This is a genomic window from Nocardia sp. FBN12 (assembly GCF_050320175.1).
Classification (GTDB): domain Bacteria; phylum Actinomycetota; class Actinomycetes; order Mycobacteriales; family Mycobacteriaceae; genus Nocardia.
Genome location: NZ_CP190048.1, coordinates 5,307,648 through 5,327,844, shown reverse-complemented (window position 1 = coordinate 5,327,844; position 20,197 = coordinate 5,307,648). Strand labels below are relative to the sequence as shown.

Here is a 20,197-nt window from a genome sequence, read left to right as displayed (position 1 = left end):
AGGAAGTTACGTGCTAGACGTCAACTTCTTCGATGAACTCCGGATCGGCCTTGCCTCCGCCGACGACATCCGCCAGTGGTCCTACGGCGAGGTGAAGAAGCCGGAGACCATCAACTACCGCACGCTCAAGCCGGAGAAGGACGGGCTCTTCTGCGAGAAGATCTTCGGTCCCACCCGGGACTGGGAGTGCTACTGCGGCAAGTACAAGCGTGTCCGCTTCAAGGGCATCATCTGTGAGCGCTGTGGCGTCGAGGTGACTCGCGCCAAGGTGCGTCGTGAGCGGATGGGCCACATCGAGCTGGCCGCTCCCGTTACTCACATCTGGTACTTCAAGGGCGTTCCGTCGCGCTTGGGTTATCTGCTCGACCTGGCGCCGAAGGATCTCGAGAAGATCATCTACTTCGCCGCCTACGTCATCGTCGGTGTCGACGAGGAGCTGCGTCACAACGAGCTCTCCACGCTCGAAGCCGAGATGGAGGTCGAGAAGAAGGCTGTCGCCGATCAGCGCGACGCCGACCTCGAGGCCCGCGCGCAGAAGCTCGAAGCCGATCTGGCCGAGCTGGAAGCCGAAGGCGCCAAGTCCGACGTGCGCCGCAAGGTCAAGGACGGCGGCGAGCGCGAAATGCGTCAGCTGCGCGACCGCTCGCAGCGTGAGCTGGACCGTCTCGACGAGATCTGGACCACCTTCACCAAGCTGTCGGTTCAGCAGCTCATCGTCGACGAGGTGCTCTACCGCGAGCTCGTCGACCGTTACGGCGAGTACTTCACCGGCGCCATGGGTGCGGAGTCCATCCAGAAGCTGATGGAGAACTTCGACATCAACGCCGAGGCCGAGAAGCTGCGCGAGACCATTCGCAGCGGCAAGGGCCAGAAGAAGCTGCGTGCGCTCAAGCGTCTGAAGGTCGTCGCGGCCTTCCAGACCAACGGCAACTCGCCGATGGGCATGGTGCTCGACGCTGTTCCGGTGATCCCGCCGGAGCTGCGTCCGATGGTTCAGCTCGACGGTGGCCGTTTCGCCACCTCCGACCTGAACGACCTGTACCGCCGCGTGATCAACCGCAACAACCGCCTCAAGCGACTGATCGATCTGGGTGCGCCCGAGATCATCGTCAACAACGAGAAGCGGATGCTGCAGGAGTCGGTCGACGCACTGTTCGACAACGGCCGTCGTGGCCGTCCGGTCACCGGACCGGGTAACCGCCCGCTGAAGTCGCTGAGCGATCTGCTCAAGGGCAAGCAGGGTCGTTTCCGTCAGAACCTGCTCGGCAAGCGCGTCGACTACTCGGGCCGTTCGGTCATCGTCGTCGGTCCTCAGCTGAAGCTGCACCAGTGTGGTCTGCCCAAGCTGATGGCGCTCGAGCTGTTCAAGCCGTTCGTGATGAAGCGTCTGGTCGATCTCAACCACGCGCAGAACATCAAGTCCGCCAAGCGGATGGTCGAGCGTCAGCGTGCCCAGGTGTGGGATGTCCTCGAAGAGGTCATCGCCGAACACCCGGTGATGCTGAACCGCGCGCCCACCCTGCACCGCCTCGGCATCCAGGCCTTCGAGCCCCAGCTGGTCGAAGGCAAGGCCATCCAGCTGCACCCGCTCGTCTGTGAAGCGTTCAACGCCGACTTCGACGGTGACCAGATGGCCGTGCACCTTCCGCTGTCCGCGGAGGCGCAGGCCGAGGCGCGCATCCTGATGCTGTCGTCGAACAACATCCTGTCCCCGGCGTCGGGTCGCCCGCTGGCGATGCCGCGTCTGGACATGGTGACGGGCCTGTTCTACCTGACCCGTCTCGACGAGAACGGTGCCGGCACGTACAAGGCGTCGGCCAAGGACGTGCCGGAATACGGCGTGTACTCCTCGCCCGCCGAGGCGCAGATGGCCGTCGATCGTGGCGAGCTGACCGTGCGGTCCACCATCAAGGTGCGACTGACCGAGCAGCGCCCGCCGCGTGACATCGAGAGCGCGCAGTTCCCGGACGGCTGGAAGCGCGGCGACGCGTGGCTGGCCGAGACCACGCTGGGTCGCGTGATCTTCAACGATCTGCTTCCGGCGGACTACGCGTTCATCAACGAGCCGATGCCGAAGAAGCGTCAGGCCACGATCATCAACGATCTGGCCGAGCGCTACCCGATGATCGTCGTCGCGCAGACCGTCGACAAGCTCAAGGACGCCGGCTTCTACTGGGCCACGCGTTCGGGTGTCACCGTCTCCATGTCGGACGTGCTCGTTCCGCCGGAGAAGCCCGAGATCATGGAACGCTACGAGTCGATGGCGGACCTGATCGAGAAGAAGTACCAGCGTGGTGCGCTCGATCACGCCGAGCGCAACAACGCGCTGGTCAAGATCTGGCAGGAAGCCACCGAGGAAGTGGGCGCCGCGCTGCGGACCCACTACCCGCCGGACAACCCGATCATCACGATCGTCGACTCCGGCGCCACGGGTAACTTCACCCAGACCCGTACCCTCGCGGGTATGAAGGGCCTGGTGACGAACCCGAAGGGTGAGTTCATCCCGCGCCCGATCAAGTCCTCGTTCCGTGAGGGCCTGACCGTGCTCGAGTACTTCATCAACACCCACGGTGCTCGTAAGGGTCTGGCCGATACGGCGCTTCGTACCGCCGACTCGGGTTACCTGACCCGTCGTCTGGTCGACGTGTCGCAGGACGTCATCGTCCGCGAAGAGGACTGTGGCACCGAGCGCGGCATCCTGGTGCCGATCGCGGAGAAGCTGGCCGACGGCACGATCATCCGTGACGCGCACGTCGAGACCTCGACCTTCGCCCGGACCCTGGCGTCCGACGCGGTCGATGCCAAGGGCAACGTCATCGTGGCGAAGGGCGCCGACCTCGGCGACCCCGCGCTGGAGGCGCTGCTCGAGGCCGGTATCACCGAGGTGAAGGTCCGCTCCGTGCTGACCTGCACCACCGGCACCGGCGTCTGCGCCACCTGCTACGGCCGTTCGATGGCCACCGGCAAGCTGGTCGATATCGGCGAGGCCGTCGGCATCGTCGCCGCCCAGTCCATCGGTGAGCCCGGTACCCAGCTGACCATGCGTACCTTCCACCAGGGTGGCGTCGCGGGCGACGACATCACCGGTGGTCTGCCGCGTGTTCAGGAGCTCTTCGAGGCCCGTGTCCCCAAGGGCAAGGCGCCGATCGCGGAGGTCTCGGGCCGGGTGCGTCTCGAGGACGACGACCGCTTCTACAAGATCACGATCATCCCTGATGACGGGTCCGAGGAAGTCGTCTACGACAAGCTCTCGAAGCGTCAGCGTCTGCGGGTGTTCAAGCACGACGACGGCTCCGAGCGTCTGCTGGCCGACGGTGACCACGTGGAGGTGGGTCAGCAGCTGCTCGAGGGCGCTGCCGATCCGCACGAGGTGCTGCGCGTGATGGGTCCCCGTCAGGTGCAGGTCCACTTGGTCCACGAGGTCCAGGAGGTCTACCGCTCGCAGGGTGTGTCGATCCACGACAAGCACATCGAGGTGATTGTTCGCCAGATGCTGCGTCGTGTGACGATCATCGACTCGGGTGCGACCGAGTTCCTGCCCGGTTCGCTCACCGAGCGTGCCGAGTTCGAGAACTCGAACCGTCGTGTGGTGGCCGAAGGTCGCGAGCCGGCTTCGGGCCGTCCCGTGCTGATGGGTATCACCAAGGCGTCGCTGGCCACCGATTCGTGGCTGTCGGCGGCCTCCTTCCAGGAGACCACCCGAGTGCTGACGGACGCGGCCATCAACTGCCGCTCCGACAAGCTGATCGGCCTGAAGGAGAACGTGATCATCGGTAAGCTCATCCCGGCCGGTACCGGTATCAACCGTTACCGCAACATCCAGGTGCAGCCGACCGAAGAAGCCCGTGCCGCGGCGTACGCGGTGCCGTCCTACGACGACACCTACTACTCCCCGGACAGCTTCGGCTCCTCCACCGGCGCAGCAGTGCCGCTGGACGACTACGGCTTCAGCGACTACCGCTAAGCAGTAACCCGAACGCCCCGTTCCCTTGTGGAACGGGGCGTTCGTCGTGTCCTGGTCAGCGGACTCGCTGGCAGGCTTTACCCGCGATGTGACAGCGTTCCTCGAAGCCGTGAGGTAACCAAGAACCGCTGATCAGTTGCGGGTGATGGGGGAATCTCGCCTGGCTGGCGATAAGGAACGCCGGCGCCGCCCACGGTGTCGCCAATTCGAGGTAGTGCGATGTGGCCTGTTCGCGAGCCGCCGCAGCTGCTGCGTTTGCCACGCGTGCAGCATCGGCCGCCGCCTGAACCATCTGAACCGCCATACGCTCGCTTCGTTGTCTTGCGTTGAAGGCTGCGGCATTGGCTGCCGTGCGTGCTCGCTGGATATCGCGGCGCGAGCTGCCGCGTGGTGCGACAAAGACTGGAGTTGACGGCGAGACGGCCGCGATCACCGCTGGGGCAATTGTGGGCGGTGGCGGCGGCAGCTCAGGGCTACGAAACACCGCCCACAGGCCCTGGCCTTCACCGAAGCAGGTCTCCTGCTCCTCCATCACGATCGACGTCGGGTACGGATCGAGCGCCGCAATGCCGCCCGCCCGCAGCCGCGACAGCATCTTGCAGGCGTACAGCAGGTGGTCGTCGACCCAATTCCAGCCGACCTGCGCGGCCAACGCCCGTTCGACATCCGCCATCGGATCGTGCACCTTCACCGCCTGGGTTGTTGCTGCATAGGGGGTCATCCAGACTAGCGGCCTCGCCCGCATCGTAGAACCGCTTGCGTGGTTACCGGTCTCGGGACTCATGACCGCCGCCGTGACCACCACCCGCTGGACGACTACGGGTTCAGCGACTACCGCTAGTCCGCAGGTAGGCAACAGATTTCGGCCCCCGCTCTTCCGAGAGCGGGGGCCGTTTTCTGTGTACGGTCGCGGTGTGAAGTCTCAGGTTGTCGTCGTCGTGCTCGCGGTGGCCGGTGTGCTCGCGTCGGCGTTCACCGCCTACCGATTCGCCGCATATGCAATGTCCGACCAGGTCGAACTCAGCTGCGGCCCGGAGCACGGCAACAGGTCGTACTGTGTGTACCACCGCACCACGCCGGGGCTGTTGGCCACCGAGTATCAGATCCACGTCGGGATCGCGCCCAATCGTGGGCTGTTCTACGACATCCCCTACCCGGCAGGCGATGTCGCCGCTACCTGGAACCCCGACACCGGACTTGTGACGATCACGATGCCGGGCACGGAGCTGACGATCGCCGAAGCGGAGTACCGCGACCGGTAGCCAGCTGAATTCTTCAGTCCGCCACAACGGATTCTGTGGGTTCGGGCTGCCGGCGGGATGGGGCGGTGCGGGCGTGGGTGGCGTAGAGGGTTAGGCCTACGAAGGTGAGGCCGCCGACGAGATTGCCGATGACGGTGGGGATTTCGTTCCAGATGAGGTAGTCGGCCAGGGAGAAGTCGCCGCCGAGGAGCAGGCCCGAGGGGAACAGGAACATGTTGACGATGGAGTGTTCGAAGCCCATGTAGAAGAACAGCATGATGGGCATCCACATCGCGATCACCTTGCCCGACACCGAGGTCGACATCATCGCGGCGACCACGCCGGTGGAGACCATCCAGTTGCACAGCACGGCGCGGATGAACAGGGTGAGCATGCCCGCGGCGCCGTGTTCGGCGTAGCCGAGGGTCCTGGATTCGCCGATCTCGCCGAGCTTTTCGCCGACGACGCTGGGGTCGACGGAGAAGCCCATGGTCAGGATGATCGCCATCATCACCGCGACGGTGAACGCGCCGGCGAAGTTGCCGACGAACACCAGTCCCCAGTTGCGCAGCATCGAGCGCACGGTGACGCCGCGCCGCTTGTCGATCAAAGCCAGGGGAACCAGCGTGAAAACGCCGGTGAGCAAGTCGAATCCGAGTAGGTAGAGCATGCAGAACCCGACGGGGAAGAGCACGGCTCCGAGCAGTGGCTCGCCGGTGTTCACGGTGATCGTCACCGCGAAGGCGGCGGCGAGGGCGAGGATCGCGCCCGCCATGTAGGCGCGGATCACGGTGTCGCGGGTGGACATGAACGCTTTGGCTTCGCCCGCGTCGATCATCTTCTCGACGAAGTCCGCCGGTTTGAGATAGGACATGGAAACCCCTTCGTAGTGCCTCTAGCGCAGGAGTTTTCGCTGTCGAGGTTGCCTCGCGATCACCGGATGTTGCTCCCACGTAAATAGTGGTATTCCACTATGGCGGCGAGTGCCCCCGAATGGCAGGCTAGCGGCGACCCCGACCCTAGGAGCCCGCATGCAACCGATCCTGAGCAAATCCGCCGCCGCCGACCTCATCGTCGCCGCCCGTATCCGCAAGGATCTGACGTGGGCGGGTATCGCGGAATCTCTCGGCGCACCCCTGGTCTGGACGACAGCGGCCCTGCTCGGCCAGCACCCGATGACCGCAGAACAAGCCGCCGCCGTCTGCACCCTGCTCGACCTAGACGACACCGTCGCCGAAAGCCTGCGCCTGCAACCCTCCCGCGGCGCCGACCCGGCACAACTGTCCGACCCCACCATCTACCGCCTCGTCGAAGCGGTCTCGGTCTACGGCCCCGCCCTCAAAGAACTCATTCACGAGGAATTCGGCGACGGCATCATGAGCGCCATCAACTTCAACATCGACATCGCCCGCCGCCCCCACCCCGACGGCGACCGCGTCGTCATCACCCTGGACGGCAAATTCCTCGACTACCGCTGGTGAACCCAGCCGTGTACGGCACGAGGCAACTCTGTCGACGTGCCGGCCGAGGATCCGGGCGTAAGCCCGCGGGACAGTGTTTCCCGAGGTCGGCCGCGGTGTGGTAGTTGTTGCGGGTGCTCATGCCTTCGCGTCCGTACCTAATGGTGTTGTGCGCCTTGGTGTTCACAGCGGGGTGCTCGATCGGGGACGGTGGTACGACGGGAAGCGCTGTCCCCGAGGTTCGGTCGTATTCGGCGTTGCCTTCGTCGTGCGAGGCGGTGGATGTGGCGGCCCGGGAGGCGCTGGGTCGGTTCGCTGGGTATCTGGACGACCCGGAAACACGATTGCAGGCCGCAGACACCGAAATGCCGCACCGCGCGAACGAGCTGATCTGTACGGCGAGCTTCGATGCCGACCCGGTCCCCGCCGGTGATGTCATGCCCGCTGCTGGACCGCTGCTGCGCACCGTGACTATCGAGCTGAGTCGCGCTCCGGTTTCGCCGCCGCAGATTCACGTCACGAGGACGCCGATGGCGTCGAATGCCGTTGAGCGTGAGCACTTCAGCACACCGCGCCGACTCGACGGAATCGGCGACGACGCGATGATCCGGGACCAGGATCAAGCCGGAGCGATGCGGAGCTGGGCGACCGCGGCAGTGGGTAACGTCAGGCTCGAGGTCGTCACGTCCGGAATGGATTGGAGTGGCGGCGCGACGCCTCCGGTCTGGAGGTCACCGACCATGCGTGACGATCTGAGCTCAGGTGCCCAGGCGGTCCTCGCCGAGCTTGCCCGTGAGCTGCCCGAAAGTCTGCCCATCGCGACGAGCGAACCACCGTCTACTCCGACTGCTCCCCCCGGTACGACCACGACAACGGTGCCCGTGCCCGTGTGGAACCCTTGCGCTATCCCTGAATCTGCCATCGTCGCAGCCGGATTGGACGCTTCGAAGAAGGAGAACGGTACCGGCGGCGGATGTCGATGGCGGGGCGACGGGTACACAGTCGAGATCTTGGCGGGCGCCGAACCATTTCATGAGGTGTACTACAGCCACTACGGCTGGTACCCGACGCCGCGACCGATCAAGATCCGAGATCGGCCTGCGCTCATGGTCACCAAGGCTTTCGGTGGCGCTGGTACCGACGTCGACGACGGCTACTGCGAGCTCGGGTTCGACACACCTTTCGGCACGAAGAACGGCATCCCGACCGGTCGCGTCAGCATCGAACTGTGGGACACCGTCGACCGCAAGCCGGCCGCGGTGTGTAAGGACCTCGCCCGCTTGGCGGAACCACTCGTCGCCCACATCCCACCCAGCAGATAGCGGGCGTCGAACAAGCCGCGCAGGGGTGCCGAGTCGACCGATGACCGAGTCAACGCGTTGAGTCTGGTTCTTGGCTACGGGTGACATGCCGATCCTGGTAGCGGCTGATCAGCTTTTCCATGTCAGCACGGTGCTGCTCGTCTGCTTTTCGGGCCATGCATGGAATGCAGCCCCACCGTAGCGAGTCGTTGACACAGCATCCGCCCAGGATGATCTCGCCACGCTCGGCGCGTTCGCGCATCGGCGGGCTAGGTTTGCCATAGGCGATCCGGGTCATCGGGCCACTGCATTCCGGACAGTGCGGTGTGTCCGCTCGCTTCTCCAGCACCTGGACAGTGTGGCGGAATGAGTGTTGTCGCGCCCACGGATCAGGGTTCTGGCGTCAGCGCGGGCGCGTCGTCGAGGGTGTCTGCCGGTGTCTCGGGGTCGCCGAGGGCGGCGGTGGAGGGTTCGCCGAGGCGGACGGTGACTACGCCGATGAGGATCAGTGCGCCGCCGAGCAATTGGATGGGGCGGGGGGCCTCGGCGAGGAGGATCCAAGCGAAGATCAGGGCGGCCAGGACTTCGGTGAGGGCTACGAAGGAGGCTAGGCGGGAGCCGAGGCGGCGGGTGGCGGCGATGCCGGTGACGTAGGCGATGGCGGCGGTGACGATGCCGATGAGAAGGATGGGGATCCACCAGGGGGTGGTGAAGTCGGCGAAGACGGCCGGGTTTGTGGCGGCGTGCAGGGGGACGATGCCGACGGCGCCCGCGAGGAGCAGGGTCAGGCCGCCGATCAGGAGGCCGCCTGCGGCGAGCACGGTGCCGGGCAGGTCGCCGCCCTCGGCCGACAGCAGGAAGTACGCGGCGGCGCCGACCATCGAGCCCAGCGCCCACACGATGCCGACCGGATCGGTCGACACCCCGGACAACACGTCGAGGACCAATATCAGGCCGGTGATGCCGAGGGCGGCCCCCGCGATGGTCGCCGCGCCGGGCCGTTGACGATGACGCGCCCACAACCAGCCGACGATCGCGATCGGGGCGGCGAACTCGATGAGCAACGCGGTGCCCACCTCCATGCGCGCGACCGCGTTGAAGTATGCGAGCTGGGTGCCCGCCACGGCGATCAAACCGTAGACGGCGATGAGGCTCGCGTTGGCGCGCACCAGCTGCCAGTTGCCCTTCAGTTGGTGAATCGCCAAGGGCAGCAGGACGACTCCGGCGAGCAGCACGCGCGCGGCGACCACCGCGGCCGCACTCCATCCCGCGTCCATCAGCCCGCGGGCGAGCGGGCCCGACATTCCGAACGAGGTGGCGGAGGCGAGGGCGAAGAACAGTCCGGTTCGGATCCGGGCCGCGCCGTCATGAGTCAAAGTCTCCATGACTAATGACGGTAAATTCGTTGAGGTAATATGTCAACGTGGTTTTTGCTCATGACACCGAGGCGGCACTGCTGGCGGCGGTAGAGCTGGTCAACTCCGCCGAAGACCCCGACACCCTGACCGAGACGGCCCAGCTCGCCGAGTTCTTCGAACGGCACGTCTACACGGGCGTGCACGCCGGTGACGCGGCTGAACTGGCCGCCGTCCGGGCCCTGCGCGCGCCGTTGCGCCGCATCCTCACCAGCGACCGGGACGCCGCGGTCGCCCTGGTGAACGAGACCCTGGCCGAGTATCGCGCGGTCCCGCAACTCGTCCGCCACGGCGAGGTCGACTACCACGTGCACGCTGTCCCAGCGCAGGCGCCGCTGCCTGTTCGCATCGCCGTCGAGACCGCGATGGCCATGATCGATCTGATCCGCGCCGACGACCTGAGTCGCCTATCGATCTGTGCGGACGCGGATTGTGAGGGACTCGTGCTCGACCTGTCGCGCAACCGGTCCCGTCGCTATTGCAGCACGGCCTGTGGAAATCGCAACGCCGTCGCCGCCTATCGCGCGCGCCAGAAGTAGCCCACTGCACCGTGATTCGCGCCGAAGCGAGGTCCGCGCGCTAGCTCGGCAGCCGTTGCGCGAGCCCGTCGAGCAGCGCCGCGAGTCCGAACTCGAAATCCCCCACGGCCGTGAGGGTTTCCGTATCGGCCCGCTCGAGCCGTGCCCGCAGCCGCGGGTGCGGCAGGGCGATCTCGCCTGCCTCGTCGAGCGCGGCCTGTAATTCGACCGCCGGATCGCGATCTCCGCGCCCGAGCCGCCGCCGCAGTGACACGTCGGCCGCGGCGCCGGCGGCGTTGCCGAGGATCAGCGTGAACACCGCCCCCATCGCTTGGTCGGCCGCGTCGTCGGCGAACCCGGCGTGCTCGTACACCGTCAGCGCGACCTCATCGTGGCGAGCTTTGTTCGGCCCGTAGAGCAGGTAGCTCGACTGGGCCTGCGCCAGCCAGGGATGCCTGGTGATGGTTGTGTACAACCCGCGAGCCAGCTGTTCGGCGGCCGCGCGCCAGTCGAGCGAGCCGGGATCGGGCAGGGCGATTTCGCCCCATGTCTCGTCGGCGGCCAGGCGAATCAGGTTGTCCTTGTTCTTCACATGCCAGTACATCGCGGTCGGCGCGGAGTCGAGCCGCTTGCCGAGGCTGCGCATGTTCAGCCCGTCCAGGCCCTCTTCGTCCAGGAGTTCGATCGTGGTGGCGACGATCTGTTCGCGGGTCAATGTCTCACGCGGCATGCCCCAACCATAGGGGCTCACCTGGCACTTTCACAAAGTTCAAGAAACTCCTTGCACTTAGTTCAAGTCGCGGGCTATTGTACTTTTACATAGTTCAAGAAGGGATTGACCAGCATGAACGTCCTCCTCGCCGCCATCGATCTAGTCATCGCCGCCGCATTCGTGAGCATGCCGATCGTGCGTCATCGCTACGGCGCGGCCGCCATGGCCGCCGCCGAGTCCGAGCTGGCCCGGCAGGGCGTGCGCACCACCGCGCTCACCGAGAACGGCATGCGGTTCGACGCCAGCGGCCATGAGAGTGCCGCGCCGATCAGCATCGCCGCGATCATGATCGCGCTCGCCGGAGTCAACCTCGCTGACCTGGCCGTCGCCCAGCCACTGAACTGGGTGGTGTTGACCTTGGTTCTGCTCGGCAACACCGTCATCGTCTACAGCAATCACACTGCCGTGAGCTCGGTGCGCACCGCGTTCCGCCGCAAGGGCGATCCCGAACTGACCCGCATCGACGTTCCCGCACTGCTCGCGGCCGCCGAATCCGGCTTCCCGGCCTGGACTTGGACCCTGCAGACGCTGCGCAACATCACCGTTTTCGGCGGCACCATCCTCGGCCTCGCCGCCCTCGCCCTTTCCTGAAACAGCAAGCAAGGAGAAGACCATGTCCGCTCTCGCCCAGTTCATCGCCGCCACTGCCACCGAATTCGGTATCCCCGGCGTAGCCGTCGGCGTCTTCGTCGACGGTCACGAGATCTTCGCGACGCACGGCGTCACCGGCGTCGAGAACCCGCTTCCCATCACCCCCGACACCCTGTTCGCCGCTGGCTCGATCACCAAACCGGTGACCGCGACCGCGCTGATGCGGCTGGTAGCCGACGGCAGGGTCGACCTGAACGCGCCTGTGCAGCAGTATGTTCCGGAGTTCACCGCCTCGACCGACATCACGGTCGCAAACCTGCTCAACCACACCGCGGGCCTGGACTGGAACCTCCTCGTCGACAGCGGTGAGGGTGACGACGCGCTCGCCGAGTTCGCCCGCCAACTGGGCGATCTCCCGACGATCGGCAAGCCCGGCGAACGGTCCTCCTACAGCCAGGCCGGGTTCAACCTCCTCGGCCGGGTCATCGAAACTGTCACCGGACAGAGTTTCGAGAGCGCGGTCCATGATCTGGTGCTCGCGCCAGTCGGCATGAACAACAGCGTCTTTCAGCTCTCCGACGTCGTCACCCGCCGCTTCGCGATCGGCCACGAACTCGGCGCCGACCACGAAGTGAGCGTCGTGCGGCCGTGGAAGGGCAACCGCGCCAACAATCCCGGCGGCGGCCTCGCCACAACCGTGGTCGACCAGTTGCGATGGATGCGTGTCCATCTGGGGACGAACGACGTGCTGCCGGCCGACATGCTCACCCACATGCAGGAGCCGACCGTGCAGTTGCGGGCCAGTTCACTCGGCGACGCGATCGGCCTGTGCTGGTTCGTCCGCGACATCGACGGTGTCCGAACCATCGGCCACGGCGGTTCGGGCTTCGGGCAGTTCGCCGAACTGCTTCTCGTCCCCGAACGCGACTTCGCGGTGGTCGTGATGGCCAACGCCGGTCCCGATGGCATCGCGTGCAACCAGCGGATCGTCCGCTGGGTTCTCGCGCACTACCTCGGCATCGACGATGTCGACCCGGCACCGCTGCCTTTCGACGCCACGGCCGCCGCGGAACTGCTCGGCCGCTACGAGATCGACGCGATGACCTTCGACATCACCGCGACCCCTTCGAGTCTGGTCCTCGAGGTCAGGATCAAGCCGGAGTTGCGCGCGGCCGACCCGGCGCTCCCGCCCGACCACGCGCCGTTCGACTTCGGCCTGCTGCCGGGCGCGGGTGACGAATACATCGTCACCTCAGGAGCTTTCGTCGGCCAGCGTGGGTACTTCAGCCGTGACGAGAACGGCGCGGTGAGCGGAGTCGACCTGGCTGGACGGTTGTTCACGCGCATCGGCTAGCTCGAGACGGCCGTACCGACCAGCGCGTCTACCGGACCTTCGGGCACTTCTTCCCCGCCAGATGGCACTTGTCCTCGAACCCCGCAGGCAGCCAAGTCCCGGTCTTCAGCAGCGGGTGATGCGGGAAATGTCGCAGCGCGGCGGTGACGAAAAGCAGTGCTGCCCACGGAGTCTGGATCTGTATCTGCTGGAGTTTGCCGTCCCGGTCGGGGAATCGGCAGCCGACGCGATCCGGCGAGGTGAGGTCGATGGATTCGAGTGCGGACCAGTACAGCGAGAACGACCGATCAGGGTTGGTGAGATGCAGTCGGCGATCCGAGATCATCACCGACCCTGCCCGTTCCGCCACCCAGCGGGGTTGCGCGGCGGCCGCCGCCTGTGTGCGCCGGGTCCGGTTCACGACGGCGTTGCCCAACTGCGCGGCCGCGACGATCGGGGCCGGGCCTGCGCCGGGGCCCCGGTGACGAGTCGAGTTGCCGTCGCCGGTCGCCCGCCACGTGTACCAGTTGACCGACCCCTCGGCCAGGCCGACCTCACCGGGCTCGATCCGCACCCGGGTCGCGGTGTGCGGGATCAGCGCCACCTCACCGCGCGCGAGGAGATCGGCCACCCCGCACGTGTACAGCAGGTAGTCGTCGAACCACGTCCACCCGGCCTGTTCGGCCAGGGCGCGTTCGATATCGGCCAGCGGGTCGAACACCACTCTCATCACCACCCACCCGTGCGGACATGCTGCCTCAACGGTAGCCGAGACCGGCGACAATCCACCGTCGAGAGTTCGCGAGCCGGCTGCTTGCGCCCGCGGCGACGCGATCAGCGTTCGCTGTCCGGCATGGCCATCTGTTCGTCCGCGTACCGCTCGCCCGGTGCCGTACCCGCACAGTGATCAGGGCGCCCCGGTGACATAGGCCAGCGCGGTATCGATCGCGGGCTGACCACCCGCCATCGCGTATCCGGCGAGAGCGCCGATCGCCGCACCCGCCACGGTGGCGACCGGGACGGTGATGAAGTCCAGGATGAAGAGGCCGAGCGGGAAGCCGAGCACGAAACCGATAGCAGCCCCGATGGCGGCGCCTTCGATGATCTGCGGTTGCAGGCGCTGGGTTTCGGCGAAGAAGCGTTCCTGGGCGCTGATATCGCGCACGGGTGCGGTGGCTTCGCCGATCGGGGTGAGGGTCAGGCTGGTGCCCTTCTCGTCGATCGACGGCGTGAGCGGCACCGCGTGCTCACCGACGCGCACAACCATCGGCAGCGCCGCGAGAATCGCACCCGATTCATCGGTCACCGCAACGACTTTCGCGTCGTGGACGAGCTGGAACCGCCCCGCGTCGATGCTGGTGACCACCGCGCGCCGATCATCGGTCGCGCTCACCTGGTAGTTCACACCCTTGTCGACCCCGCGCAGCGACGGCGCCGAAACCGGCTGCTCGGCGACAACCGCGGCGGGCTCGGCGTACCCGTTCCCGGCCGCCGCCACGATGACCCCCATCGCGAGCAGCGCCGCCCCGACCCCAGTGCCGATCCTCATCCCGCAAGCCTCCTGCTGCTCCACCCGGGCCCTTTTCGTCCCGTTCGTCGCGGCAAACCTAGCCGTTGCGGCCTCGTTCGGAAAGTCCACAGCCGATCGAGCCGAACAGCTCAGCGCCTCGTGTCCGACGTTTCCGCAGCGGCCGGTGGACGTCGCGCGAACTCCGGTGCGCGCTCGGGGCGCAGACCGATCCCGCCGAGATAGGCGGTGATTCCGGCGAGCGCGGGCACGGCATCGACGACGCGCAGCGACAGCGGTGCGGTGTGCAGGGTTCCCCGCAGTGCGGGCGCGATGAGCATGTCGTGTTCGCCGCGCTGGGATCGCTGGGTGAAGCTCGCGGGCAGCATCCGTCTGCGCTGCACCTTTTCCAGATCGGCGATCCGCACGGTGCCGTCGAGCAGTGGCTGCGCCAGGATGCGCGCGGCCGCCACGGCGTCCTGTACCGCGAGGTTGACGCCGACGCCGCCGACCGGTGACATCGTGTGCGCGGCATCGCCGATGCACAGCAGGCCGGGCACGTACCACCGGTCGAGCATGCCCACCGTCACCTCGAGCAGCTTGACGTCGTCCCAGGTCCGGATCGCCGCCGTCGCCCCGGCGGGCCAGCCGAAGAGTTCGGTGACGCGATCACGCAGCCATCGCACGTCGTTGGCATCGCGAAGCGCTGCGTCGCAGCCCTTTTCGATGATGTAACCGGTCTGGTAGTAGTCGCCGCGGTCGATGGCCACCGCGGAGTTGCCGTTGGTGAAGCGCGCCTGCACCGCACCGCCGTCGATGTCGTCCACCGCTTTCGGGATGCGGAAGAACCACATGTCCATCGGCACGTCCTCCATCCGCTGACGCAGGCCCGCGGCCTCGCGCGCCACGGAATCGCGTCCGTCGCAGGCGATCACGAGATCGGCGCGCAGCGCGTGTGCGTTGCCGTCGGCATCGCGATAACGCACTCCGGCCACTCGTCCGCCCTCGTCGATCAACCCGGTCGCGGTCGAGCGCATGCGCAAGGTGAAGGTCGGCTCCTCGGCCGCGGCACGCACCAACAGGTCGAGGAAGTCCCACTGCGGCACCATGGCGATATGCCGGTACTTGCCGGGAATTCGCGTGAGATCGGCGGCGACCACCATGCGGTCGCCTGCGTACATGCACATCCGGTTCAGCTCGGAACGCGGCAACCTGGCGAACTCGGTGCCGAGACCCAGTTCGTCGATCAGCCGGACCGTCGACGGATGCACGGTGTCGCCGCGAAAATCCCGGAGGAAGTCGGCATGTTTTTCCAGCACGGTGACCTCGACACCGGCTCTGGCCAGCAGCAGGCCTGCCATCGTGCCCGCGGGGCCACCGCCGACGATGCAGCACGTGGTCTTGTCCATGAGTTCCCCCTCGATGAGTCCCGCCAGGTCCTACGACAAAGCGTAGTAGGCAATTCTGCGCTCCGTCCAGCGTTCGGCGAAAGGGGCTTGACCGGATGGCGTCGCCACGCAATACTGAACTAGATGGTTCAGTATGACTTCCTAGACGCCTCGTTCGGGGCGCTCGCGGACCCCACCCGGCGGGGCATCCTCGAGCAACTCGGGCGTGGGCCCGCGAGTATCAGCGAGTTGGCCGAGCGGTTCGAGATGACGTTGACCGGCATCAAGAAGCACATCGGGCTGCTCGAGGACGCGGGCATGGTGGTCACCGAGAAGCGTGGGCGGGTGCGGTACTGCCGGATCTGTGAGCACGTCTTCGATCGTGAGGTGGCCTGGATGCAGGGTTATCGGCAGATGCTCGAGGCCCGGATGGACCGTCTCGGTGAATTCCTGCAACGAACGGAGCCAGACCAATGAGCACAACCACCAACGACGCGGTCATCACCTCCACCTCGGACCGCGAAGTCCACATCGAACGCGATTTCGACGCGCCGCTGGATCGGGTGTGGGACGCCTTCAGCCGCATCGAGCAGCTTTCGCGCTGGTGGGGCCGCGGCCACACGGTCGACATCGAGCGCTGGGAGTTCCGCAAGGGCGGGCACTGGCGTTTCGTCGAACACGAGGGCGACGAGTCCTACGGTTTCGAAGGCCGCTTCCGCGAGATCACCCCGAAGCAGCGCATCGTGCAGTCCTTCGAGTGGGACGGCATGCCCGCCCATATCTCCATCGACGACACGACCTTCGTCGACCTCGGCGACGGCCGGACCAGGGTCGTCACCGACAGTGTCTTCCACACGGCCGAGGAGTGTGCTGGCATGCTCGCCTCGGGTATGGAGGGCGGCCTCAACGACAGCTACCGCGCGCTGGACGCCCTGCTGGCCAAGGGGCGCTGAGCCGCGCTACCTCGATGCGCGCCGGGGGAGGCCGCATCGAGGTAGCGCTGATTCCCGGGTGCGAAGGCGATTCGGCCTCCGAGTCAGTGGTGTGGGCAGCCGGTGGCTCGTTTGCGCGGCTTCAGGCGCAACGGCGGTAGTGGCGGAGCGGGGATCCGCTCCTCGGGGGTGTGGCCGACGACCGTGGGAAAGCGGCTGGTGTCGCGAGCTTCCCACGCCCCGCGTGCCTCGACGATCTCGTCGTGACTGCGGGCGACGAAGTTCCACCACATCACCAGCTCCTCGACGAAGGGTTCGCCGCCGACCAGCGCGAAATGCGCACCGCCGGAACTGGTCAGGCGCAGCTCGGCGCGGTCGGTGCCCAGGTACAGCAGCGGTCCCGGGGTGAGTTCGGTGCCGTCGACCGTCACCGTGCCCGCGATCACCAGCACCGCGTGCTCGAACCCGCGCTCCACCGGCAGCCGTACCTCGGCACCGGGATCGAGCACGATATCGGCCCCGACGATCGGCGTGTAGGCCTTCGCCGGTGAGGTGACATCACCCAGCGCGCCGATCAGCACGGTGGCACGCAGCCCTGCCGCCGAGTAGACCGGCAGTTCGCGATGCTGCTCGAAATGCGGCTCGATGCCCGTCGCGGTGCCGGGCAACGCGATCCACAGCTGGAGGCCGTGGCCCGCCTCGGCGCCGGGCACGCCGAACTCCGAGTGCGCGATGCCGCGACCGGAGGTCATCAGATTCAGCTGCCCCGGTTCGATCTCGACGTCGGAGCCCACCGAATCGCGATGCCGGATGCGCCCGTCGAGCGGCCAGGTCACCGTCTGCAGGCCGATGTGCGGGTGCGGCAGGATGTCGGGGGAGGCGCCCGCCTCGGTCGCGGTGGCCGAACCGAACCGGTCGAGGAAACACCACGCGCCGACGGTCGGTAGATCCCGTTGCGGCAGTGTGCGTTCCACGTATACGCCGCGCACACCCCCGAGCGGCACCTCCCTGGCCGGGTACAGCTCGGCGACCGGCCCGGGGCTCGGCGACGGCTCGCACACAGCCTCGCCGGGATGCGCCTCCAGGTCACTCACCAGCGATGCCCTTGCCCACCACGTGCGCGTCGTACTCGGGATGCTTGTCCAGCCAGCCGCGGATGAACGGGCAGTGCGCGGTGATGGTGCGTCCGCGCGCGATCACGTCCTCGATGGCCCGACGGGCGAGCACCCCGCCCAGGCCCTTGCCCGCGAACGCGTCGTCGATCTCGGTGTGGATGAAATCGGTGTCGTTGCCGCGCTCGATGTACTCGGCGAAACCGGCGAGCTCGTCGTCGAGGAACACGTCGTAGCGGTTCTTCTCGACGTTGTGCACGACGCGGCGTTGCGCCTCGGTGGTCTCGGTCATCTGCGTGTGCTCCTTTCGCACCGGTACCGGTGCACGGCGGATCAGTACGTGAACGGTGCGGCCCGGACGAGCACCGACCGGTATTCGTCGAAAAGAACTGTTCGTCACCTGCTGCTATTCCGCGTGGACCGCGCGGCTCGGCGGCGATCGTCGACCGCGACCATCGCCGCCCCGCCGCCGCTACTCGCGCCCGGCCGAGGTGAACGTCATATCCGCGTACCGGCTGCCCGCCACCTGCCCCGCGATCGGTTCCAGCGTCGCGAGTTCATCGGCCGACAGCCGCACCGACGCCGCGGCGACGTTCTCGGCCAGTCTGGTCCGCTTGCGGGTACCGGGGATCGGCACCACGGACAAGTTGTGCACACTCGCCCTCGCGTGCACCCACGCGAGCGCGACCTGCGCCTGGGTGATGCCGTGTGCCGCGGCGATCGTGGCCAACGGTGTCAGCAATTCGGCGTTGTGCTGGGCGTTGTCGCCGGTGAAGCGCGGCTGGAATCGACGGAAGTCCTTGTCGCTCAGCTCTTTCGCCGAGGCGAATGCGCCGGTGAGAAAACCACGCCCCAGCGGCGAATACGGCACGAACGTCACACCGAGTTCGGCCGCGGCGGGCACCGCGGTGCGTTCCACATCGCGGGAGAACAGCGACCACTCCGACTGCAGCGCCGCGATCGGGTGCACCGCGTGCGCGGCGCGCAGTTCGTCCCCGGTCACCTCGGACAGGCCGAGCGCCCGTACCTTGCCCGCCGCGACGAGTTCGGCCATCGCGGCGACGGTCTCCTCGATCGGCACGGCCGGATCGCGCCGGTGCATGTAGTACAGGTCGATCGCGTCGACGCCGAGCCTGCGCAGGCTGGCATCGACGGAGGCGCGGATGTAGGCGGGGGAGTTGTCGAAACCGCGGAAGCGCGGGTCGTCGGCCTTACGCACCATGCCGAATTTGGTGGCGATCAGCAGGTTTTCGCGGTTGGCGCGGACGAAATCGGCCAGGAATTCCTCGTTGTGGCCGGAGCCGTACACGTCGGCGGTGTCGAACAGGGTGACGCCGAGTTCGAGTGCGTGATCGAGGGTGGCTTGCGATTCGGCCGCATCGGTATCGCCGTAGAACTCGCTGATACCCATGCAGCCGAGCCCCTGGGCGCCGATCAGCGGGCCGTCGGCGCCGAGGGTGGTGGTCGGCAGTGTCGCGGTGGTGCTCATATGTCGCTTCCTTCGCTCGTGGGCACGGTGATCGTGGCGGGTCGGCCCACATCGGATCGGCCTTCGTAGATGGCGATCTTGTAGTCGAGAACGGCCACGGTCTGTTGCAGCTCCGCGATCTTGTCGAGCACGTCGGATCTGGTCTGGCGGAACATCTCCAGCCGCTGCGGATAGGTCTGCTCACCGGCCCGCACCAGTTCGGCGTAGCGGATCATGTCGGCCACCGGCATGCCGGTGAGCCGCAGCCGCCCGATCAGCGCCAGCCACTCGAGGTCGCGGTCGCTGAACCGGCGGTTGCCGGTGTGATCGCGACCGATGTACCCCATCAGCCCGATCCGCTCGTACCAGCGCAACGTGTCGCGGCTGAGCCCTGATCGCTCGGCTGCCTGGCCGATCGAGTACTTCGGGCGCTCGTGCTCCCGATCTCCGCTGTCGGCGCGCAGGGCGGTGTCCTGATCCATCGTGCTCGTCCCTTCCCGTGGAACTTCCTCGACGCTATTCACCTGGAGTGCACTCCAAGCAAGCGTCGATTTTCCCCGAGCGAGCGACGTCAGCTGTAGTTCGGCAGCTCCTGGATGGCCCACTTGTTGCCGTCTGGATCGGCGAAGAACGTGAACCGGCCCCAGCCCATGTCCTCGACAGGGGTGGCTTGCACGCCGGCGGCGATCAGCTGTTCATAGGCCTTGTCGGCGCTGGCCACGACCATCTGCATCCCCTCGACGCTGCCCGGTGCGGCGCTGGTGAGCCCGCGGCCGATGCAGATCGAACACCCCGAACCTGGCGGGGTGAGCTGCACGAATCGGATATCCGGGCTCGGCGTGTGGTCGTGATCGGCGTTGAAGCCGATGCTGGTGTAGAAATCCTTGGCCCGGTCGACATCGGTGACCGGGATGGCAACGAGTTCGATTTTCCAATCCATGTGCTCGAGCATGACACGGTTGTCCGACAGAAACGTAGTGTGGATCACATGGCTGGTAAGGACATCGACCGCGTCAGGGCCCGCTCGGCTTGGGAAACGGTCAAGGAGAGCCCGGTGATCACCGCGATCGCGGTGGCGCCGGTGGTACTCGTGCTCGGCGTGGTCTGGGCGTTGACGAACGGCTTCGTCGCGTTGCTGCTCCTGGTGTTACTCGGGGTGGGCATCGTCGTCGGAGGCAAGTTGCTGAAGTGAACC

At 66.6% G+C, this 20,197-nt stretch carries 23 protein-coding genes; 10 read left to right on the top strand and 13 right to left on the bottom strand.

Going from position 1 to position 20,197, the window contains the following annotated elements:
* The first annotated feature begins 10 nt into the window (after nucleotides 1-10).
* Nucleotides 11-3,964: a DNA-directed RNA polymerase subunit beta' gene (locus ACQHI0_RS25015; protein WP_427904251.1), complete on the top strand. Its 3,954-nt coding sequence runs from the start codon at nucleotides 11-13 to the stop codon at nucleotides 3,962-3,964.
* A 55-nt stretch (nucleotides 3,965-4,019) separates the two neighbouring features.
* Here the strand turns inward: ACQHI0_RS25015 and ACQHI0_RS25010 are convergent, their stop codons facing one another.
* Nucleotides 4,020-4,685: a hypothetical protein gene (locus tag ACQHI0_RS25010; RefSeq protein WP_427904250.1), complete on the bottom strand. Its 666-nt coding sequence runs from the start codon at nucleotides 4,683-4,685 to the stop codon at nucleotides 4,020-4,022.
* Nucleotides 4,686-4,878: 193 nt separating this feature from the next.
* Between ACQHI0_RS25010 and ACQHI0_RS25005 the strand changes: the two genes are divergently transcribed.
* Nucleotides 4,879-5,226, top strand: coding sequence for a hypothetical protein (locus tag ACQHI0_RS25005; protein ID WP_427904249.1), 348 nt, complete (start codon nucleotides 4,879-4,881; stop codon nucleotides 5,224-5,226).
* 13 nt (nucleotides 5,227-5,239) lie between these two features.
* On the opposite strand, the gene ACQHI0_RS25000 is transcribed toward ACQHI0_RS25005, so the two are convergent.
* A complete protein-coding gene (locus tag ACQHI0_RS25000; protein WP_427904248.1) occupies nucleotides 5,240-6,079 on the bottom strand; it encodes a formate/nitrite transporter family protein in 840 nt (279 codons plus the stop codon).
* 157 nt (nucleotides 6,080-6,236) lie between these two features.
* On the opposite strand from ACQHI0_RS25000, the gene cynS reads away from it, so the two are divergent.
* Together cynS and ACQHI0_RS24990 are read left to right on the top strand one after the other, a co-directional pair.
* Nucleotides 6,237-6,686, top strand: a complete 450-nt coding sequence (gene cynS, locus ACQHI0_RS24995) for a cyanase (protein ID WP_427904247.1) — start codon at nucleotides 6,237-6,239, stop codon at nucleotides 6,684-6,686.
* A 263-nt stretch (nucleotides 6,687-6,949) separates the two neighbouring features.
* Nucleotides 6,950-7,987 (top strand): DUF3558 family protein, encoded by a 1,038-nt coding sequence (locus ACQHI0_RS24990; protein ID WP_427904246.1) that lies wholly within the window; start codon nucleotides 6,950-6,952, stop codon nucleotides 7,985-7,987.
* 49 nt (nucleotides 7,988-8,036) lie between these two features.
* Here the strand turns inward: ACQHI0_RS24990 and ACQHI0_RS24985 are convergent, their stop codons facing one another.
* A complete protein-coding gene (locus ACQHI0_RS24985; protein ID WP_427904245.1) occupies nucleotides 8,037-8,264 on the bottom strand; it encodes a hypothetical protein in 228 nt (75 codons plus the stop codon).
* Nucleotides 8,265-8,355: 91 nt separating this feature from the next.
* Nucleotides 8,356-9,351, bottom strand: coding sequence for an EamA family transporter (locus ACQHI0_RS24980; RefSeq protein ID WP_427904244.1), 996 nt, complete (start codon nucleotides 9,349-9,351; stop codon nucleotides 8,356-8,358).
* A gap of 38 nt (nucleotides 9,352-9,389) precedes the next feature.
* Here ACQHI0_RS24980 and ACQHI0_RS24975 point away from each other — a divergent pair, with 38 nt between their 5' ends.
* Entirely contained in the window at nucleotides 9,390-9,920 is a 531-nt protein-coding gene (locus tag ACQHI0_RS24975) for a CGNR zinc finger domain-containing protein (protein WP_427904243.1), read from the top strand.
* A 40-nt stretch (nucleotides 9,921-9,960) separates the two neighbouring features.
* Here ACQHI0_RS24975 and ACQHI0_RS24970 read toward each other — a convergent pair whose 3' ends face one another.
* A complete protein-coding gene (locus tag ACQHI0_RS24970) occupies nucleotides 9,961-10,629 on the bottom strand; it encodes a TetR/AcrR family transcriptional regulator C-terminal domain-containing protein (protein ID WP_427904242.1) in 669 nt (222 codons plus the stop codon).
* Nucleotides 10,630-10,743: 114 nt separating this feature from the next.
* On the opposite strand from ACQHI0_RS24970, the gene ACQHI0_RS24965 reads away from it, so the two are divergent.
* Nucleotides 10,744-11,262, top strand: coding sequence for a hypothetical protein (locus ACQHI0_RS24965; protein WP_427904241.1), 519 nt, complete (start codon nucleotides 10,744-10,746; stop codon nucleotides 11,260-11,262).
* Nucleotides 11,263-11,284: 22 nt separating this feature from the next.
* On the top strand, nucleotides 11,285-12,616 hold the full coding sequence (locus tag ACQHI0_RS24960) for a serine hydrolase domain-containing protein (protein WP_427904240.1): 1,332 nt from the start codon (nucleotides 11,285-11,287) through the stop codon (nucleotides 12,614-12,616).
* Between the two features lie 28 nt (nucleotides 12,617-12,644).
* Here ACQHI0_RS24960 and ACQHI0_RS24955 read toward each other — a convergent pair whose 3' ends face one another.
* The 3 genes from ACQHI0_RS24955 to ACQHI0_RS24945 form a co-directional block, all read right to left on the bottom strand.
* On the bottom strand, nucleotides 12,645-13,325 hold the full coding sequence (locus tag ACQHI0_RS24955) for a hypothetical protein (RefSeq protein WP_427904239.1): 681 nt from the start codon (nucleotides 13,323-13,325) through the stop codon (nucleotides 12,645-12,647).
* 177 nt (nucleotides 13,326-13,502) lie between these two features.
* On the bottom strand, nucleotides 13,503-14,144 hold the full coding sequence (locus tag ACQHI0_RS24950; protein WP_427904238.1) for a hypothetical protein: 642 nt from the start codon (nucleotides 14,142-14,144) through the stop codon (nucleotides 13,503-13,505).
* A 110-nt stretch (nucleotides 14,145-14,254) separates the two neighbouring features.
* Nucleotides 14,255-15,511 (bottom strand): FAD-dependent oxidoreductase, encoded by a 1,257-nt coding sequence (locus ACQHI0_RS24945; RefSeq protein ID WP_427904237.1) that lies wholly within the window; start codon nucleotides 15,509-15,511, stop codon nucleotides 14,255-14,257.
* A gap of 123 nt (nucleotides 15,512-15,634) precedes the next feature.
* On the opposite strand from ACQHI0_RS24945, the gene ACQHI0_RS24940 reads away from it, so the two are divergent.
* Both ACQHI0_RS24940 and ACQHI0_RS24935 read left to right on the top strand, forming a co-directional pair.
* The gene (locus ACQHI0_RS24940) at nucleotides 15,635-15,967 is read left to right on the top strand and encodes an ArsR/SmtB family transcription factor (protein ID WP_427904236.1); all 333 of its coding nucleotides are present in this window, start codon (nucleotides 15,635-15,637) and stop codon (nucleotides 15,965-15,967) included.
* Complete coding sequence (locus ACQHI0_RS24935) at nucleotides 15,964-16,443, top strand: SRPBCC family protein (protein ID WP_427904235.1); 480 nt, start codon at nucleotides 15,964-15,966, stop codon at nucleotides 16,441-16,443. The genes ACQHI0_RS24940 and ACQHI0_RS24935 overlap by 4 nt, the downstream gene beginning before the upstream one ends.
* Nucleotides 16,444-16,526: 83 nt before the next feature.
* Here ACQHI0_RS24935 and ACQHI0_RS24930 read toward each other — a convergent pair whose 3' ends face one another.
* From ACQHI0_RS24930 to ACQHI0_RS24910, 5 genes are all read right to left on the bottom strand, one after another.
* Nucleotides 16,527-17,516, bottom strand: coding sequence for a pirin family protein (locus ACQHI0_RS24930; RefSeq protein WP_427904234.1), 990 nt, complete (start codon nucleotides 17,514-17,516; stop codon nucleotides 16,527-16,529).
* Nucleotides 17,509-17,826: a GNAT family N-acetyltransferase gene (locus ACQHI0_RS24925; protein WP_427904233.1), complete on the bottom strand. Its 318-nt coding sequence runs from the start codon at nucleotides 17,824-17,826 to the stop codon at nucleotides 17,509-17,511. Before ACQHI0_RS24925 ends, ACQHI0_RS24930 begins: the two co-directional genes overlap by 8 nt.
* A 180-nt stretch (nucleotides 17,827-18,006) precedes the next feature.
* Nucleotides 18,007-19,023: an aldo/keto reductase gene (locus ACQHI0_RS24920; RefSeq protein ID WP_427904232.1), complete on the bottom strand. Its 1,017-nt coding sequence runs from the start codon at nucleotides 19,021-19,023 to the stop codon at nucleotides 18,007-18,009.
* Nucleotides 19,020-19,484, bottom strand: a complete 465-nt coding sequence (locus ACQHI0_RS24915) for a MerR family transcriptional regulator (protein WP_427904231.1) — start codon at nucleotides 19,482-19,484, stop codon at nucleotides 19,020-19,022. The genes ACQHI0_RS24920 and ACQHI0_RS24915 overlap by 4 nt, the downstream gene beginning before the upstream one ends.
* Before the next feature lie 89 nt (nucleotides 19,485-19,573).
* Nucleotides 19,574-19,942 (bottom strand): VOC family protein, encoded by a 369-nt coding sequence (locus ACQHI0_RS24910; protein WP_427904230.1) that lies wholly within the window; start codon nucleotides 19,940-19,942, stop codon nucleotides 19,574-19,576.
* Between the two features lie 48 nt (nucleotides 19,943-19,990).
* Here ACQHI0_RS24910 and ACQHI0_RS24905 point away from each other — a divergent pair, with 48 nt between their 5' ends.
* Nucleotides 19,991-20,194: a hypothetical protein gene (locus ACQHI0_RS24905; protein WP_427904229.1), complete on the top strand. Its 204-nt coding sequence runs from the start codon at nucleotides 19,991-19,993 to the stop codon at nucleotides 20,192-20,194.
* Nucleotides 20,195-20,197: the final 3 nt, after the last annotated feature.